Origin of the sequence: Streptomyces olivochromogenes (assembly GCF_021538895.1) — a bacterium.
Lineage (GTDB): Bacteria > Actinomycetota > Actinomycetes > Streptomycetales > Streptomycetaceae > Streptomyces > Streptomyces olivochromogenes_A.
The window spans coordinates 128158-144345 of record NZ_JADDRL010000004.1 but is presented as its reverse complement, the minus strand read 5'-3'; the positions used below and the strand labels follow the sequence as shown (position 1 = coordinate 144345).

Sequence of the window (16188 nt, the reverse complement as noted above, 5' to 3'; positions counted from 1 at the left end):
GGTGTCTCGTCACGCGTGTGCCCTGACCGCATCCAGCAACCGCGAGGCCCGTATGTCTCCCACCCTTTCTCTCACCTGCACGTCCCTGTCCTTCGCCTGGCCCGACGGCACCCCCGTCTTCGACGATCTCGACGCGGTCTTCGGACCGGGCCGGACGGGGCTCGTCGGCGTCAACGGATCGGGCAAGTCGACGCTGCTGAAACTGATCGCCGGTGAGCTCACCCCGTCCGACGGCGCCGTCCGGGCGACCGGTGAGATCGGCCACCTCCCGCAGAACGTCACGCTCGACACGGCCCTGCGGGTCGACGAGGTGCTCGGCATCGCCGAGCGGCGGGCCGCGCTGCACGCCATCGAGGCGGGCGACGCGGCACCGGCGCACTTCGAGACGCTCGGCGACGACTGGGACGTCGAGGAGCGCGCCCTCGCCACCCTCGGCGAACTCGGCCTCGGCCACCTCGGCCTGGACCGCACGGTCGGCGAGGTGTCCGGCGGCGAGGGCGTGCTGCTGCGCCTGGCCGCGCTGCTGCTGCGCCGGCCGGACGTGCTGCTGCTCGACGAGCCCACCAACAACCTCGACCTGTACGCGCGCCGCCGGCTGTACGCGGCCGTCACGTCCTGGCCGGGCATGCTGGTCGTGGTCAGCCACGACCGCGAACTGCTCGAACTGGTCGACCAGATCGCCGACCTGCGCGCCGGGGAGATCACCTGGTACGGCGGCAACTTCTCGGCGTACGAGGAGTGCCTCGCCGTCGAGCAGGAGGCGGCCGAGCGCACGGTGCGCGCCGCCGAGGCGGACTTTCGCAAGCAGAAGCGCGAACTGGTCGACGCCCAGGTCAAACTGGCCCGCCGCAAGCGGTACGGGCAGAAGATGTGGGACCAGAAGCGCGAGCCGAAGATCGTCATGGGGGCGCGCAAGCGCGCGGCGCAGGAGTCCGCGGGCAAGCACCGCATCATGCACGAGGAGAGGCTCGCCGAGGCCAGGGAGCGGCTCGACGAAGCGGTGGAGGCCGTACGGGACGACGACGAGATCCGCGTCGACCTGCCGCACACGGCCGTGCCGCCCGGCCGCGACGTCCTGACCCTGCACCGGTTGACGACGGTGTACGGAGCACGCGTCGAGGGTCTGCTGGACGTGCGCGGTCCGGAGCGGATCGCCTTGATCGGGCCCAACGGCGCGGGCAAGACGACGCTGCTGCGCACCATCGCCGGGGAGCTCCAGCCGGTGTCGGGCGAGGCGACGGTCCATGTGCCGCTGCGGTTCCTGCCACAGCGGCTGGACGTCCTCGACGGCGAGCTGAGCGTCGCGGAGAACGTGGCCCGGTTCGCGCCGGCCGCCACCAACAACCGCATCCGGGCACGCCTGGCGCGCTTCCTGTTCCGGGGCGCCCGGGCGGACCAGAAGGCGGGGACCCTCTCCGGCGGCGAGCGCTTCCGGGCGGCCCTGGCCGCGCTCATGCTCGCCGAGCCCGCCCCGCAGCTGCTGGTGCTCGACGAACCGACGAACAACCTCGACATGGCCAGCGTCCGCCAACTCCGGACGGCCCTGGAGTCCTACGAGGGAGCCCTGCTCGTGGCCGGCCACGACCTGCCGTTCCTGGAGTCCATCGGCATCACGCGCTGGCTGCTGCTGGAGGAGGGAGAATTGCGGGAGACCACACCGGACAAGATCGCGGAGGCCTCCTGAGCGTCCGGCGCCGCGTCTCAGGACGGACACAGCCCGGCCACCTGGGTTTTGTGCCGGCCCGGACGCCCTGCATGATGGCGGACCGGAACCCATCACGGGTGCCGGATTTCGTCCCGCCGATACGGAGACTGTCGTGCCCAGCAAGAAGGCCCTCGTCCGCCGCCCCAGCCCGCGCCTCGCCGAAGGCCTGGTGACGCACATGAAGCGGGAGAAGGTCGACGTGGAGCTCGCCGTCGAGCAGTGGGAGGCGTACGTCGAGGCGCTGCGCACGAACGGCTGGGAGACGATCGAGGTGGACCCGGCGGACGACTGCCCGGACTCCGTGTTCGTCGAGGACACCGTGGTCATGTACAAGAACGTGGCGCTGATCACGCGGCCCGGTGCCGAGTCCCGGCGCGAGGAGACCGCCGGGGTCGAGGAGGCCGTGGCTCGCCTCGGCTGCTCGGTGAACTGGATATGGGAGCCGGGCACGCTGGACGGCGGCGACGTCCTGAAGGTCGGCGACACGATCTACGTCGGCCGGGGCGGGCGCACCAACGCCTTGGGCGTGCAGCAGGTTCGGGCCGCCTTCGAGCCGCTCGGCGCCCGGGTGGTGGCCGTGCCCGTGACCAAGGTGCTGCACCTGAAGTCGGCGGTCACCGCGCTCCCCGACGGCACGGTGATCGGGCACATCCCGAAGGTGGACCGCCCGTCGCTGTTCCCCGGCTTCCTGTCCGTGCCCGAGGAGGCCGGCGCCCATGTGGTGCTGCTCGGCGGCGGCAAGTTGCTGATGTCGGCCGCCGCGCCGAAGACGGAGGAACTGCTCACCGACCTCGGCCACCAGGTCGTCACCGTGGACATCAGCGAGTTCGAGAAGCTCGAAGGTTGTGTGACGTGCCTCTCGGTGCGCCTGCGGGAGCTGTACGTCTGACCGGGTGACGCCACCGCGACTCCAGCCCCGGGACCTGCGCGTCCCGGGGCCGTTCGGCATGTCCGGGTCCGGCACGGGAACGGCACCTGATCAGCGATCTTTACGTCACACTTAACCTACGGCTTCGTAACCTACGGCTTCGTAGCCTACGATCTCGTAGGTTCCGGCGCCGCTCGCCGGCACGCCCCCTGCTTCATCCCCCTTTGTACGGCGTCCCCCTGGAGTTCCCGTGACCCTCACCTCTCCCCATCTCGGCAGCCCGTCCGTGTGGACCGACGCCCGGCTGCTGTACGCACTGGAGGAAGTGGTCGAGAAGGAGCTGAACCGCCATCTGAAGGTCGCCAAGGACTGGATGCCGCACGAGTACGTCCCGTGGAGCGACGGCCGTAACTTCCCCGGCCTCTTCGAGGACGGCGAGGCCTGGGACAAGGAGCACTCCAAGGTCACCGAGATCGGCCGCATCGCGCTCGTGGTGAACCTGCTGACCGAGGACAACCTCCCCAGCTACCACCACGAGATCGCCTCGCTGTTCGGCCGGGACGGCGCCTGGGGCACCTGGGTGCACCGCTGGACGGCCGAGGAGGGCCGGCACGGCATCGTCATGCGCGACTACCTGCTCACCTCGCGCGCCGTGGACCCGGACAAGCTGGAGCAGTTCCGCATGTCCCACATGAGCGAGGGCTTCGAGTCGGACAACCGGCACTCGATGCTGCACTCGATCGCCTACGTCGCCTTCCAGGAGCTCGCGACCCGCATCTCGCACCGCAACACCGGTCACCAGTCCGGCGACCCGGTCTGCGACCGCATGCTGGCCCGCATCGCGACCGACGAGAACCTCCACATGGTCTTCTACCGCAACCTGCTGAAGGCCGCGTTCGAACTCGCTCCCGACCTGACCATGCAGGCGGTCCGGGACGTCGTGGTCAACTTCCGCATGCCCGGCCACGGCATCCCCGGCTTCGAGCGCGCCGCCGCCCAGATGGCGATCGGCGAGGTCTACAACCTGCGCATCCACCACGACGACGTCCTCCAGCCGGTGCTGCGCCACCTGAAGGTCCTGGAGATCGACGGACTCGGCCCGGAGGGACGCCAGGCGCAGGAGGAGCTCGGCCTGTTCATGGGCGGACTCGACTCCGAGGCCCTGAAGTTCGACGAGAAGCTGGCCGCCCGCAAGGCGCGGATGGCGGCGCGCGCGAGCGCCTGATCGCCGCTCGGCGGGGCGCGCCGATTTCCCGGTGCGCCCTGTCGGTGGCCTGCGGCATCATGCCGCCATGCGTGACTACACCAGGGCGGAGCAGGCGGTCGCCTTCCTCCTCGGCCTGACCGACGCGGACACCGCCGAACGGGTCCGGGCCCGGATCGGCCTGCCCGACGCCGAAGACCCCGAGGCGGCCCGGCGCCGTCTGTACCGCGCGTGGGGCTGGGGGAACGGACTGCCTGCCTCCGTGGTCCTGTGGATCCTGGAACAGGACGATCCGGCGCTGAACCTCCTGGTCTGGCAGTACCTTTCCCTCGACGCCGGGCTGCGCCGGGCCGTCGCCCGCGGGGTGCCGTTCGGGCCCGGCCGCACGGCACCCGTGCCCGTGGAGCAGAGCCTGCGCGAGCAGGAACCCGACATCCCCTTCGGTTACGTCCGCCACGGCCTCGTGGGCGCCCTGCGGGAGGCCGGCTCCATGCGGGAGGGCAGGGCGGGCGCCTCGATGGTCCTGACCCGTGCCGACTGGCGGACGGTCGCCGAGGCCGACGCCGAGCGTCCGCTGCCCGGGTACGCGCGCTGGGCGCTGTCGATACGCCCGGACTGCCCGCCCGAGGTGCGCGCGCGGTTCGGCTCCCACCGCAAGTTCACCAACCGGGTGCGCGACGTGGGCATCCTGGACGGACCGGCCGTGTACGCGACGACGTACGGCCCCGCCGCGTCCGTGCTCCAGGTCCTGTCCCTGGGGACCTGGCTGTTCCCGGCCCGGATGCGTGAGGCCGAGGACGCCCTGCGCCCGCTCGTGCACGACCACTTGGGCACGCGCGAGGACGCCTGGGCGGTGCTGGCGCGGCTCGCCGACACCTTCCACGGAAACCCGCGGGAGCTGGTGATGACGGCGGGCGCCCTCGCCTGAACGGCGCCCGCGTGGAGAGGGGACGGGGCGGCCGGATTCGAACCGGCGTGTTCCAGTTCTGGAGACCGGCGCGTCTGCCCCTGCGCTACGGCCCCGTCCTTGCGTCGAAGCGTAATGCCTTGGCCCGTTGTCGGTGCGGCCTGGTACCAATGAAGCGCGAGGACGACGGGGGCACGCAGGGGGCACGGGGGGCTTCACATGGCGTACGGAGAGCGGGGACGCGCACGTCCCGCGGTGGTCGATCTCGCCGACCGCAGGGCGCTGGAGCGCTATCGCCCGGCCGACGAGGCGGTCGTCGAGGAGGCGCGGCGGCTGAAGGAGGCCGCGCTGCTGGACTTCGGGCTGACCGAGTCGGCGGTGGCCTCCTGGCTGTACGCGAAGTGCCATCACCAGATCCCGACGACGGCGGTGGACACGGCGGCCGTGGTGGCCTCCGGCGACGGCACCTGCCTGCTGCTGTACAACCCGGACTTCTTCGTCGGACTCGGCCTGGACGGCGTGAAGTTCGTGCTGTTCCACGAGGCCCGGCACCTCGTGCACCGCCATCTGTTCGCCGACCCCGAACTGCGCGCGGACCCGGTCTTCGAGCTGGCCGCCGAGGTCGCCGTCAACCACGTGGCCCTGGTCCGGCTCGGCCGCACGCGGCTGCCGCTGCTCGACGGCCGCCCCACGGGCGTCGACCCGCGCGCGGTGTACGACGCCTACACCGCGGACCTGACGGCGCACGGCCTGGAGCCGGTGCCGTACGAGACGTTCACGGAGACGGACATGCGGGTGTACGGCGAGCTGAAGCGGATGCGGCACCCGCCGGTGCCCGAACCGCGGCTGTGCGTCCACCTGGTGGACGGGCTCGTGCCGGCCGACCAGGAGACCGTGGACGCGGTGACGTCCTCCGCCCTGCTCAACTCCCTGCTGGCGGCCCGGCGCGGGCACACGGGCGCGGAGCGCGAGCTGCTGGACCTGATGGGCCGTACCGAGGACGGTTCGGCGCGGGCCGCCCGGATCTGGGGCAGCCTGGGCGCGGGCGTGCTGCGCCGCGAGACCGCGCGCACGCGGACCGTGCACTGGTGGCAGCGCTGGCTGATCGACGTGGTCGCCTCCAGACTGCGCGACGGCGAGCGGCTGGCCGTACCACCTCGGCCGCAAGCTGCTGGTCTCGCGCAACAACATCGCCCAGGCGACGCGCTTCACGGCCTCGCTGACCGTGGAGCCGGAGGACATACCGGCCAACGAGTGGCTGCTCGCGCGGTACGGCACGGACGCCGAGACGGTGCTGGAGTGGTGGAAGCACGACATCGACGACGACGGCCGCGCCTGGATCACCAAGCGCACCCTGGAGCGGCTCATCAAGCTGCACCGGCGCGGGCTGCCGCTGGAGATGGGCACCGTCTACCTCGGCGACGGCGAGTACGCGCCGGTGCCGCTCACCGCGCTGATCGACCGGCTGCGGGGCCGCCCGGTCACGGGGCTGCGCGAGCTCGCCCGGGACGCCGACGCGTGGGAGGCCCGGCTGCGGCGGGCGGCCGAGCGCTCGGACGAGGGCGGCGACGACAGCGACGTCGTCCACCAGATCCTCGCCAACGCGGAGCTGTCCCAGTTGAAGAAGCACAAGGCGGTGGTGGCCCGGCTGGTGCGGCTGCTGCCTCCCAAGCTGCGGGCGACGTATCTGGTGGGCGCATCGGAGCGGCAACAGCGGTTCTGGACGGAGGTGTTCACGGGGGCGGGGCGGGACTGAACGCGTCCGCGGCCGCCGGCGGGTGAGCCCGCCGGCTGCCGGTACCGGCGCCGGCTCAGCCCTCCGGCGGTGCCGTGCGGTGGACGCTGCGTACGGCCGCCACGTCGGCCGGGACCGCCGGGGCGGGGATGTGCGCGCTGAAGCCGTCCAGGCGGCGCTTGATGCTGGCGGCGATGCCGGAGCCGAGCCGGAAACGGGTGGGGGTGCGGGCGTGCGGGGCGTGGTCGAGGAGGCGGTGGGCCTCGCGGCTGCGCATGCCGGTGTGGGTCAGGACCAGGTGGGCCAGGCGGTGTTCGGCGTCGGCGAGGCTGTGGGCGATGGCCTCGGCGGCCGCCAGGTCGATCCGGTTGTCCCGCGCGCCGAGGGCCCCCGCCGCCCGGACCCGGCCGAGGTCGAGCAGGGTGACACCGGCGCCGGTCGCCGCCCGCACCAGACGCACGGCGGCGTCCGGTCCGATGCCGTTGCTGGCGACGGAGAGCCGGGCCAACCGCCCGGGCGGAGCGCTGTCCAGGGCCTCGGCCAGCAGGAGCGCGCCCGCGTCCCCCAACCCGGCCGCGGACACGTACAGTTCGTCGACGGCGCCCGCGGCGACCACGGCGGCGAGCGCCCGCGCGCCCGCCTCGCCCAGCGGGTTGCCGCCGACGAAGAGCCGCTCGATCCGGCGCCCGCCGACGGCCGCCGCCAGCAGCGCGTCGGCCAGGACGGCGGCGCCCGCCGGGTCCAGTCCGGTCTGTACGAGGTCGAGGGTGCGCAACGACCGTGCCGACTCCATTAGTTCGGCCGCGGCGTGCCCGCCCCCGCCGCCCAGCGGGTTCCTCTTCAGCCACACGCCGGTGACGACCTGCGGCGAGGCACGCAACTGGTCGGCGATCCGGCAGGCGCCGCCCGCGGTGATCCCGTTGCAGCCGAGGTAGAGCGTCTCGACCTCGGCGCCCGTCCCGGCCACGGCGGCGGCGCCCTCGTCCCCCAGCCCGTCCGTGCCGAGCAGCAAGTGCCGTACCGGAGTGGGCCCCTGGGCCAGGGCGTCCGCGATCAGGGCGGCCCCCCGCGCGCCGACCCCCTGTTTGCACAGGTCGAGCCGCCCGTCGGGCAGCGCCGTACCCGCGGCGAAGTCCAGCCGCTCGCCGGCGGGCCGCCCGGCGCGCAACCAGTCGAGCAACGGGGCGAGTTCGGCGAGGGGACGCGGCAGCACGCGCGGCACCCCGGCGAAGCCGCCCGGGTCCGTATCAGGGGTCTCGCTCACCACTGCGCCTCCCGGTAGTCCTTGAGGAACACCCCGGACACCGGGTCGCCGGCCTCGCCCCGCACGATCGGGTCGTACACCCGGGCCGCGCCGTCCACGATGTCCAGCGGGGTGCGGAAGCCGGCGTCCGCCATCCGGGCCTTCTTCGGGGCCGGGTTCTCGTCGGTGATCCAGCCGGTGTCGACGGCGCACATGTGCACGCCCCGCTCGGCGAGTTCGGCGGCGCTGGTGCGGGTGAGCATGTTGAGGGCGGCCTTGGCCATGTTGGTGTGCGGGTGGCCGGGCATCTTGTTGCGGACGGCGAAGCGGCCCTCGACGGCGGTCACGTTGACGACGTAGCGGCGGGGGTGCGGCGAGGCGAGCAGCAGCGGCAGCAGCCGGTCGCAGAGCAGGGCCGGGGCGAGGGCGTTGACCAGCTGGGTCTCCAGCACCTCCGCCGGGTCGAGCGCGCCGAGCCGGGCCGACCAGGAGTTCTCGGGGGACGGGTCGGGCAGCAGTCCCGCTTCGTCCGCCTCGCGCAGCGCGACGGGCAGGGCCGCGGCGGACCCCGCCAGCATCCGCATCGGCGTGAAGCCCGGTGCCTGGCGGGCGCCTTCGGGCAGCGCGTCATACTCTCCGCCGGCGAGCAGCGCGTACGACGAGGGCGGCCGGCGTACCGTCTGTGCGGCGTTGTTGACCAGGATGTCCAACGGCTCGCCCTCCTGGCGCAGTTCCTCGCACAGGCCGAGCACCTGGCGCGGGTCGCGCAGGTCGACGGCGAGGACGGTGAGCCGATCGAGCCATTTCTCGTGGCCCGGCGCCTCCCGGAAGCGGCGCAGGGTGTCGTGCGGGAAGCGCGAGGTGACCAGGACCTCGGCGCCGTCCCGGAGCATCATCAGCGCCAGCTGGAAGCCGATCTTCACCCGGCCGCCGGTGAGCAGCGCCCGGCGTCCGCTCAGGTCGGTGCGGAGGGCGCGGCGGCCGGTGTTGTCGGCGGCGCAGTCGGGGCAGAGCCGGTGGTAGAAGGTGTCGACCTGTCGGTAGGGCGACTTGCAGACGTAGCAGGTGCGCGGTTTGAGGAAGACTCCCCCGGCGCCGGGCGCGGTCAGCGGCGCGTCCTCGCGTCGGTCCACGGCGCCGGTGGCGGTCGCCGCCATGGCCGCCGCGTCGGCGGACGAGACCTCGGCGCCCCGCGCCTTGCGGCGGCGCAGCCGGCCGTCACGGGCGAAGGAGGCGGCGACCTGTTCGGCCCGCAGCCGCACCGGGTCGTCGACGGGCAGCCCCCGCAGCTTGCCCACCGCCTGGTGGAATGCCGCCAGTTCCGCCTCGGTGACCGCCTCGCCCATCCGTCCCGCCCCGTGTCCGCCGTACGACCGTGGTCCCGGCCGGATTCGAACCGGCGTATCCACCCTGAGAAGGTGGCGAGTCTGCCTCTGCTCTACAGGACCGCGCGACGCATCCGGACGACCGGATTCGAACCGGCGTAGTTCGCCTGTGCATGGCGTGCGTCTGCCTCTGCGCTACGCCCGGACGCGCCCCCGGATCCTAACCGCACCCGCCGACCGCGGTCACACCGATTACCCGCGACGGCTTGCGGCGATGCCATACGGCGGCTCACGGCGCTGTGCGCCGCAGTTCCAGGCGTTCCTTCTCGGACAGGCCGCCCCAGACGCCGAAGCGCTCGTCGTTGTCGAGCGCGTACTCCAGGCAGGCGGTGCGGATCGGGCACAGGCCGCAGATCCGTTTCGCCTCCCGCACGGAGCTCCCGGGCTCCGGGAAGAAGAAGTCGGCCCCGGTCTGCGCGCACAACGCCTCCTCCTGCCAGGCGAGGTCGGGCGAGCTGATCGTTTCGATGTGCATGGCCAGGATCGTGCCGAACGGCGAAAAACGTTCGATCAACGCGGGCTCAACGCCGTGCCCACGGGCCTCCGGCCGCCTCGATGATGCTCCGGCTCTGCGCGTAGACGCACGGCGGCGCGCGGAAGCAAAGGTAAACCGGGGGAAGGCGGCCGGTCACCCAGGGTGATCTCGGGGGCCGGTCCGGCGCGCGGCGGCACTTCCCCGGCGTTTGTCAGTGGGCGGTGCAAGACTCGGCAGTGCAAGGACGGGACCCTTCCGAGGAGGGCGAGAATGCTCACCACCCGTTTCGTCAACGGCGCTCCGAACTGGCTCGACATCGGCACACCCGACATCGAGGGCGCCACCTCCTTCTACAACGGTCTCTTCGGCTGGCAGTTCCAGTCGGCGGGACCGGAAGCCGGCGGCTACGGCTTCTTCCAGCTGGACGGCAGGACCGTGGCCGGCGCCATGCAGATCTCCGAGGAGCAGGGTCCGCCGTCGTGGACCGTGTACTTCCAGACCGGGGACGCGCAGGCCACGACCAAGTCCGCCGAGCAGGCGCACGGCACCGTGCTGGTCCAGCCGATGGACGTGATGGGCAAGGGTCACATGGCGATCCTCGCCGACCGGGCGGGCGTGCCGTTCGGCCTCTGGCAGCCCGCGGAGATCAAGGGCGTGGACCTGGCCGGCGATCCCGGTTCGCTGTGCTGGCTGGAGCTGTACACGCCGGACATGGCGGCGGCCGCCGCGTTCTACCAGCAGGTGCTCGGCATGGAGACCTCGGCCGTACCGTTCCCCGGCGGCACCTACACCTGTGTGAACCCCGCCGAGGGCGGTGAGGACGCCATGTTCGGCGGGATCGTGCCGCTGGCCGACGACCCGGCCGAGGAGAGCGCCTACTGGCTGCCGTACTTCGAGGTCGAGGACACCGACGCCGTGGTCGCCAAGACCCAGGAGCTGGGCGGTACGGTCCGCGTTCCCGCCACGACGATGGAGGGCGTGGGCCGCATGGCCCGCCTCGCCGACCCGTACGGGGCCCGTTTCGCGGTGATCAAGAGCGAGCCGCCGCAGGCTTGAGTCAAACGAAAGACCCTAGGCGGAGGCGCGCCGCACCAGTGTCGTCGGCGTGACGACGCTGGTCGGCGCCTCCGCCGGGTCGTGGCCGGTCCGGCGGTCGAGGCGGCGCAGCAGCAGGCGGGCCATCAGCCGGCCCATCTCCTCTATGTCCTGACGGACCGTCGTCAGCGGCGGGTCGGTCTGTTCGGCGACGATCAGCATGTCGTCGAAGCCGATGACGGCGACGTCCTCGGGCACGCGCCGCCCCTGTTCACGCAGTACGCGCAGGGCGCCGGAGGCCGAGAGGTCGTTGGCGGCGAACACGGCGTCCACGTCCGGGCAGCGGTCGAGAAGTTCGCGCATGGCGCGCTCGCCGCCGGCCGGGGTGAAGTCGCCTTCAACTATCAGCCGCGGATCGGCGTCCCTCATGACGTCCCGGAACCCGTCGAGCCGGTCCACCGCGGACGTCTGGTCGAGGGCACCGGTGATGTGCGCGATCCGGGTCCGGCCCAGGCCGACGAGATGGCGTACGGCCTCGCGGGCGCCGCCGCGGTTGTCGCTGTCGACATACACCGTCGGTCCCGCTCCTGACGCCGCGGGCGCGGGGTACGCCGCGGGCGCCGTGGCCGGGATCCCCTCGACCGCGGCGGGGCCGGATGCCCCGGGGAGCGTCGCGTCGCTCCAGCCGGGCCGCCCGCCGAACACCGTGGGTATCCCCGCCCCCCGGATCAGCCCGGGCAGCGGGTCGTCGAGGTGCAGCGAGAAGACGAGCGCGCCGTCGACGTGCCCTCCGGCGAGATAGCGGGCCACGCGCGCGTGGTCGTCCCGGCCCTCGGTCAGCAGCAGGACGAGCTGGTTGTCATGGGCAGTCAACTCCTTGCTGATTCCTCGCAGTTGGAGCGCGAAGAACGGGTCGGCGAAGACCCGGGTCTCCGGTTCGGCGATGACGACGGCGACGGCGTCGTGCCGCTTGGTCACCAGGCTGCGGGCCGCCTGGTTCGGGACGTAGCCGAGTTCCTCGACCGCTCGCCGGACCCGCTCCACGAGGGGTTCCCGCACCCCGTCCCCGCCGTTGACGACTCGGGACACGGTGGCCCGCGACACCCCCGCCCGCGCGGCCACGGCCTCCAGGGTGGGACGCGACGCCGTCTCGCTCACTTCGGCACTCCTCATTGGCGATTGCCGATCAGGATAGCCCGGCGGACCCGGCGCCGAGAGAGCGCTCTCGCCGTGGATCGGGGTTGCGCCCGACAGGCGGCGTCGGTGAGGATCGCGGCATGACGACGAGAAAGGCCCATGCCGAGTAGGCGGCCCGAGACGCGGCTCGCGCCCCACGCCCGACTGCCGCGCACCTATCACGACCGGCACATCGCACACAGCACGGTCGACGCGTTCGGCCGGGCGCACTGGCTGCTCACCGAGCGGGAGACGGACCCGGGCGGGACCCAGCCGTACGACGCCCTGGTGGTCACCGTCGAGGACGGCACCCCGTACGAGACGCACCTCGGCGGGGTACTGCCGCGGTGCGACCGCGTCGAGGTCCTGGCGGACGGCGGGTTCGTGCTGGCGGCCGCGCGAGCGGCTCCGCACGAGGAACAGATCCAGGTCTTCGACGCGCTGGGACGACCCTCCTGGACGTTCCGGGTCGGGGACGGCATCGAGCATCTGCTGGCCGACGAGGCGGGCGACCTCTGGGTCGGCCACTTCGACGAGGGCATCGTGGGCGACGAGTTGAGCGCCGCGGGCCTGCGCCGGTGGAGCGGCACGGGCGAACCGCTGTGGGAGTACCGGCCGGTGTCCGGATCGGAATGGTTCATCGACTGCTACGCCCTGAACGTGGCCCGGCGCGCCGTCTGGTCCTGTCCGTACCCCCGTTTCCCCCTGCTGGAGATCCGCGACGACCGGGTGGTCCGGGTGCGCGCGAACCCGGTGCGGGGCGCGAGCGGTCTCGCCGTGCGCGGCGAGCGGCTGGTGTTCTTCGGCGGATTCGGCGACGACCACGACCGGATCGTCGACTGCCGCCTCACCGAGGAGGCGGTCGAACCCGTGGCGGAGAGCCGCCTGGTGGGCCCGGACGGCGGCGCACTCGGCCGCCGCCGGATCGTCTGCCGGGGCGCCCGGCTCTACGTCCAGGTGGGACCGTGCACGGAATGGACCGTGCTCGACCTCGGCTGAGGACGGCTAGGACGCGTTCGGCTCGGGCGAGGGCGGCGGATTCTTGTCCTGCCGTGCCCGGCTGGGCTGGACGCGCTTGGGCTCTCCGGGCATCTTCGGGTACTCGGGCGGGTAGGGCAGGTCGCCCAGACCGTGGTCGTGTTCGTCGCGGCGGGCGAGTTCGAGCAGGGCGTCCAGCGAGAAGGCGTGGTCGTCCATGTCGGCGTGCACATCGCCGAGTTCGGCGAACCGGGCCGGCATGGTCGCCAGGTCGAAGTCCCGGGGGTGGGCCTCGCCCACCTCCTCCCAGCGCAGGGGGGCCGAGACCGGGGCGTGCGGGCGGGGACGTACGGAGTAGGCGGACGCGATGGTGCGGTCTCTCGCTGTCTGGTTGTAATCCAAGAAAATACGGCGCCCGCGTTCCTCCTTCCACCACTTGATCGTCACCTGCTCCGGCATCCGCCGCTCCAGCTCCCGTCCCACGGCGATGGCGGCGCGCCGCACCTGGGTGAAGGTCCAGCGCGGTTCGATGGGCACGAAGACATGCAGACCGCGGCCGCCGGAGGTCTTGGGCCAGCCGCGCAGCCCGCCGAACTCGTCGAGGACGGCGCGCAGTTCGTGGGCGGCGCGCACGGCGTCGTCGAAGTCGGTGCCGGGCTGCGGGTCGAGGTCGATGCGGAGTTCGTCGGGGCGGTCGACGTCCCCGCGCCGGACCGGCCAGGGGTGGAAGGTGAGCGTGCCGTACTGGGCGGCCCACACCACGGCGGCCTCCTCGGTGGGGCACATCTCGTCGGCGGTGCGGCCGCTGGGGAAGGTGATGTGGGCGGTGGGGATCCAGTCGGGCATGTTCTTGGGCGCCCGCTTCTGGAAGAAGGACTCGCCGGCGACGCCGTCCGGGTAGCGCTCCAGGGTGGTGGGACGCTCGCGCAGGGCGCGCAGGATGCCGGGGCCGACCGCGACGTAGTACCGGGCGAGGTCCAGCTTGGTGAAACCGCGCTCCGGGAAGAAGACCTTGTCCGGGCTGGACAGCCGTACGGTCCGGCCGCCCGCCTCCAGTTCCACCGCGTCACCCATGCGGCCACGGTAGGCGTACGGCGCACAGTGCGCATACCGGGCGACAGCGCGCCGATGCGCGCAAAATCGCAGTATGGATCTGCCGGTGATGCCACCCGTGAAGCCCATGCTCGCCAAGTCGGTGGCGAAGATCCCGCCGGACATGCACTACGAGGCGAAGTGGGACGGGTTCCGGGCCATCGTGTTCCGCGACGGGGCCGAGGTCGAACTCGGCAGCCGTACCGGAAAGCCGCTGACCAGGTACTTCCCCGAGCTGGTCGCGGCGCTGAAGGAGCGGGTGCCCGAGCGCTGTGTGCTGGACGGCGAGATCGTGATCGCGCGGGAGGGGCGGCTCGACTTCGACGCGCTCACCGAGCGCATCCACCCGGCCGACTCCCGGGTGCGGACGCTGGCGGAGCGGACCCCCGCCTCCTTCGTCGCCTTCGACGTGCTGGCGCTGGCCGATGAGTCGCTGCTGGACGTCCCGCTGACGGACCGCCGGGCGCTCCTGGAACGGGCCCTGGCCGGGGTGACGCCCCCGGTCCACCTGGCACCGGCGACGACCGACATCGAGGTGGCGCACACCTGGTTCGAGCAGTACGAGGGGGCCGGTCTGGACGGGGTCATCGCCAAACCGCCGGGCCTGCGCTATCTGCAGGACCAGCGCGCCATGTTCAAGATCAAGCACGAACGCACGGCGGACGTCGTGGTGGCGGGCTACCGCTTCCACAAGAGCGGCCCGGTGGTCGGTTCGCTGCTGCTCGGCCTGTTCGACGAGCACGGCGCCCTGCAGCACGTGGGCGTGTCGGCCGCCTTCGCGATGAAGCGGCGCGCCGAACTGGTCGAGGAGCTGGAGCCGCTGCGGATGGCGGACGTGACCGGACATCCGTGGGCGGCCTGGTCGGACGAGACCGCGCACGAGAGTGCCCGGCTGCCCGGAGCGCCCAGCCGCTGGTCGGGCAAGAAGGACCTGTCCTGGGTGCCGCTCCGGCCGGAGCGGGTGGCCGAGGTGGCGTACGACCACATGGAGAACGGGGCCCGCTTCCGGCACACCGCCCGCTTCCGCCGCTGGCGCCCCGACCGCACGCCGGAGAGCTGCACCTACGCCCAGTTGGAGGAGCCGGTCCGCTACGACCTCGCGGAGATCCTCGGCACCGGCGACACCGGCGGCTCCGCCGGCTGAACCGGTGAGCCCAGTGGAGCCGGTGAAGCCACGGCCGGTTCAGGGCCGCATGACGATCTTGATCGCACCGTCCTGCTTGCGCTGGAACATCTCGTACGCGTGCGGCGCCTCGTTCAGCGGCAGCCGGTGGGTGGCGAAGTCGTCGACGCCGAGCGGGTCCTCGTCGGTCAGATAGGGCAGGATGTCGTCGCTCCAGCGGCGCACGTTGGCCTGGCCCATCCGGATCTGCACCTGCTTGTCGAAGAGCGTGAGCAACGGCAGGGGATCGGCGGTGCCGCCGTACACGCCGACGAGCGAGAGGGTGCCGCCCCGCCGGACGAGGTCGATGGCGGCGTACAGGGCGGCGAGCCGGTCGACGCTGAAGCGCTCCGCGAGCGGGCCGCCGATCCTGCGGGGCAGGAACGAGGAGGCCTGCTGGGCGAGGCGCGCGGCGGCGCTGCCGTGGGCCTCGGTGCCGACGGCGTCGATCACGGCGTCCGGGCCCCGGCCGCCGGTCGCGTCGCGGATCGCCGAGACCAGGTCCTTCTCGTCGTCGAAGTCGGTGAGGTCGTACGTCTCCACGCCGTGCCGGCGCGCCCGTTCCAGGCGCTCGGGGACCAGGTCGACGCCGAACACCCGCTCCGCGCCGCGCACCCGGGCGATCCGGCAGGCCATGTCGCCGATCGGTCCGAGGCCGAGGACGGCGATGCTGCCACCGGCCGGGACGCCGGCGTAGGCGACCGCCTGCCAGGCGGTGGGCAGGACGTCGGAGAGGTAGAGGAAACGGTCGTCCGGCGGCCCCTCGGGCACCTTGATCGGGCCGTACTGCGCCTGCGGGACCCGCAGGTACTCGGCCTGGGCGCCCGGCACCGCGCCGTACAGGCGGGTGTAGCCGAACAGGGCGGCGCCCATGCCCTCGCCGGTGACCTGGGTGGTCTCGCACTGCGTGGGCAGCCCGGTGAGGCACATCCAGCAGCCGCCGCAGGCGATCTGGAACGGCACCACCACCCGGTCGCCCGCCCGCAGGTCCGGCACCCCGGCGCCGACCTCCTCGACGATGCCCATGGGTTCGTGTCCGAGGATGTCGCCCGGGGTCATGAACGCGGTCAGCACCTCGTACAGGTGCAGATCGGAGCCGCACAGCCCGGTGGACGTGATGCGGATGACGGCATCCGTCGGTTCCTCGATCCGCGGGTCGGGCACGTCGTCCACCCGTACGTCCCGCCTGCCCTGCCACGTCACTGCCTTCATGGCGTCGCGCT

Annotated in this window: 13 protein-coding genes, 3 tRNA genes and 2 pseudogenes; 9 read left to right on the top strand and 9 right to left on the bottom strand. The window is 72.6% G+C overall.

Going from position 1 to position 16188, the window contains the following annotated elements:
• Nucleotides 1-52 precede the first annotated feature (52 nt).
• The 4 genes from IPZ69_RS03405 (at nucleotide 53) to IPZ69_RS03390 (ending at nucleotide 4705) form a co-directional block, all read left to right on the top strand.
• On the top strand, nucleotides 53-1684 hold the full coding sequence (locus IPZ69_RS03405; RefSeq protein WP_235452129.1) for an ABC-F family ATP-binding cassette domain-containing protein: 1632 nt from the start codon (nucleotides 53-55) through the stop codon (nucleotides 1682-1684).
• A gap of 133 nt (nucleotides 1685-1817) precedes the next feature.
• Nucleotides 1818-2594 carry a dimethylargininase gene (ddaH, locus tag IPZ69_RS03400; RefSeq protein WP_235452128.1) on the top strand — a complete coding sequence of 259 codons (777 nt, stop codon included), beginning with the start codon at nucleotides 1818-1820 and terminating at the stop codon, nucleotides 2592-2594.
• A gap of 229 nt (nucleotides 2595-2823) precedes the next feature.
• Nucleotides 2824-3798, top strand: a complete 975-nt coding sequence (locus IPZ69_RS03395) for an acyl-ACP desaturase (protein ID WP_235452127.1) — start codon at nucleotides 2824-2826, stop codon at nucleotides 3796-3798.
• A gap of 67 nt (nucleotides 3799-3865) precedes the next feature.
• On the top strand, nucleotides 3866-4705 hold the full coding sequence (locus IPZ69_RS03390; RefSeq protein ID WP_235452126.1) for a hypothetical protein: 840 nt from the start codon (nucleotides 3866-3868) through the stop codon (nucleotides 4703-4705).
• 22 nt (nucleotides 4706-4727) lie between these two features.
• Here the strand turns inward: IPZ69_RS03390 and IPZ69_RS03385 are convergent.
• A tRNA-Trp gene (locus IPZ69_RS03385) sits at nucleotides 4728-4801 on the bottom strand.
• 102 nt (nucleotides 4802-4903) lie between these two features.
• On the opposite strand from IPZ69_RS03385, the pseudogene IPZ69_RS03380 reads away from it, so the two are divergent.
• Nucleotides 4904-5845: pseudogene (locus IPZ69_RS03380) on the top strand (DUF2201 family putative metallopeptidase); the annotation flags it as partial.
• Nucleotides 5832-6440, top strand: a pseudogene (locus tag IPZ69_RS03375) (AAA family ATPase); the annotation flags it as partial. The pseudogenes IPZ69_RS03380 and IPZ69_RS03375, both read left to right, overlap by 14 nt.
• A 55-nt stretch (nucleotides 6441-6495) precedes the next feature.
• On the opposite strand, the gene IPZ69_RS03370 reads toward IPZ69_RS03375, so the two are convergent.
• From IPZ69_RS03370 to IPZ69_RS03350, 5 genes are all read right to left on the bottom strand, one after another.
• Nucleotides 6496-7683 carry a ribonuclease inhibitor gene (locus tag IPZ69_RS03370; RefSeq protein ID WP_235452125.1) on the bottom strand — a complete coding sequence of 396 codons (1188 nt, stop codon included), beginning with the start codon at nucleotides 7681-7683 and terminating at the stop codon, nucleotides 6496-6498.
• A complete protein-coding gene (locus IPZ69_RS03365) occupies nucleotides 7680-9008 on the bottom strand; it encodes an SDR family NAD(P)-dependent oxidoreductase (RefSeq protein WP_235452124.1) in 1329 nt (442 codons plus the stop codon). Before IPZ69_RS03365 ends, IPZ69_RS03370 begins: the two co-directional genes overlap by 4 nt.
• A gap of 30 nt (nucleotides 9009-9038) precedes the next feature.
• Nucleotides 9039-9110 (bottom strand) — tRNA-Glu (locus IPZ69_RS03360).
• Nucleotides 9111-9120: 10 nt separating this feature from the next.
• Nucleotides 9121-9192, bottom strand: a tRNA-Cys gene (locus tag IPZ69_RS03355).
• Nucleotides 9193-9276: 84 nt separating this feature from the next.
• Nucleotides 9277-9522, bottom strand: coding sequence for a WhiB family transcriptional regulator (locus IPZ69_RS03350; RefSeq protein ID WP_235452123.1), 246 nt, complete (start codon nucleotides 9520-9522; stop codon nucleotides 9277-9279).
• 270 nt (nucleotides 9523-9792) lie between these two features.
• Between IPZ69_RS03350 and IPZ69_RS03345 the strand changes: the two genes are divergently transcribed.
• Nucleotides 9793-10578: a VOC family protein gene (locus IPZ69_RS03345; RefSeq protein ID WP_235452122.1), complete on the top strand. Its 786-nt coding sequence runs from the start codon at nucleotides 9793-9795 to the stop codon at nucleotides 10576-10578.
• Between the two features lie 15 nt (nucleotides 10579-10593).
• Here the strand turns inward: IPZ69_RS03345 and IPZ69_RS03340 are convergent, their stop codons facing one another.
• Nucleotides 10594-11715: a LacI family DNA-binding transcriptional regulator gene (locus IPZ69_RS03340; RefSeq protein WP_235452121.1), complete on the bottom strand. Its 1122-nt coding sequence runs from the start codon at nucleotides 11713-11715 to the stop codon at nucleotides 10594-10596.
• A 138-nt stretch (nucleotides 11716-11853) separates the two neighbouring features.
• Between IPZ69_RS03340 and IPZ69_RS03335 the strand changes: the two genes are divergently transcribed.
• Complete coding sequence (locus IPZ69_RS03335) at nucleotides 11854-12732, top strand: hypothetical protein (protein ID WP_235452120.1); 879 nt, start codon at nucleotides 11854-11856, stop codon at nucleotides 12730-12732.
• Nucleotides 12733-12738: 6 nt separating this feature from the next.
• Here the strand turns inward: IPZ69_RS03335 and ligD are convergent, their stop codons facing one another.
• The gene (gene ligD / locus IPZ69_RS03330) at nucleotides 12739-13785 is read right to left on the bottom strand and encodes a non-homologous end-joining DNA ligase (protein WP_235452119.1); all 1047 of its coding nucleotides are present in this window, start codon (nucleotides 13783-13785) and stop codon (nucleotides 12739-12741) included.
• 73 nt (nucleotides 13786-13858) lie between these two features.
• Here ligD and IPZ69_RS03325 point away from each other — a divergent pair, with 73 nt between their 5' ends.
• Nucleotides 13859-14947: an ATP-dependent DNA ligase gene (locus IPZ69_RS03325; RefSeq protein WP_235452118.1), complete on the top strand. Its 1089-nt coding sequence runs from the start codon at nucleotides 13859-13861 to the stop codon at nucleotides 14945-14947.
• A 39-nt stretch (nucleotides 14948-14986) separates the two neighbouring features.
• Here the strand turns inward: IPZ69_RS03325 and IPZ69_RS03320 are convergent, their stop codons facing one another.
• Nucleotides 14987-16177 carry a zinc-dependent alcohol dehydrogenase gene (locus tag IPZ69_RS03320; RefSeq protein WP_235452117.1) on the bottom strand — a complete coding sequence of 397 codons (1191 nt, stop codon included), beginning with the start codon at nucleotides 16175-16177 and terminating at the stop codon, nucleotides 14987-14989.
• Nucleotides 16178-16188 lie beyond the last annotated feature (11 nt).

Bases quoted from the DNA above. Each gene is read 5' to 3' on its own strand.
- IPZ69_RS03405 (WP_235452129.1), top strand. From the start codon at position 53: ATGTCTCCCACCCTTTCTCTCACCTGCACGTCCCTGTCCTTCGCCTGG.
- IPZ69_RS03390 (WP_235452126.1), top strand. From the start codon at position 3,866: ATGCGTGACTACACCAGGGCGGAGCAGGCGGTCGCCTTCCTCCTCGGC.
- IPZ69_RS03365 (WP_235452124.1), bottom strand. From the start codon at position 9,008: ATGGGCGAGGCGGTCACCGAGGCGGAACTGGCGGCATTCCACCAGGCG.
- IPZ69_RS03350 (WP_235452123.1), bottom strand. From the start codon at position 9,522: ATGCACATCGAAACGATCAGCTCGCCCGACCTCGCCTGGCAGGAGGAG.
- IPZ69_RS03345 (WP_235452122.1), top strand. From the start codon at position 9,793: ATGCTCACCACCCGTTTCGTCAACGGCGCTCCGAACTGGCTCGACATC.
- IPZ69_RS03335 (WP_235452120.1), top strand. From the start codon at position 11,854: ATGCCGAGTAGGCGGCCCGAGACGCGGCTCGCGCCCCACGCCCGACTG.
- ligD (WP_235452119.1), bottom strand. From the start codon at position 13,785: ATGGGTGACGCGGTGGAACTGGAGGCGGGCGGCCGGACCGTACGGCTG.
- IPZ69_RS03325 (WP_235452118.1), top strand. From the start codon at position 13,859: ATGGATCTGCCGGTGATGCCACCCGTGAAGCCCATGCTCGCCAAGTCG.
- IPZ69_RS03320 (WP_235452117.1), bottom strand. From the start codon at position 16,177: ATGAAGGCAGTGACGTGGCAGGGCAGGCGGGACGTACGGGTGGACGAC.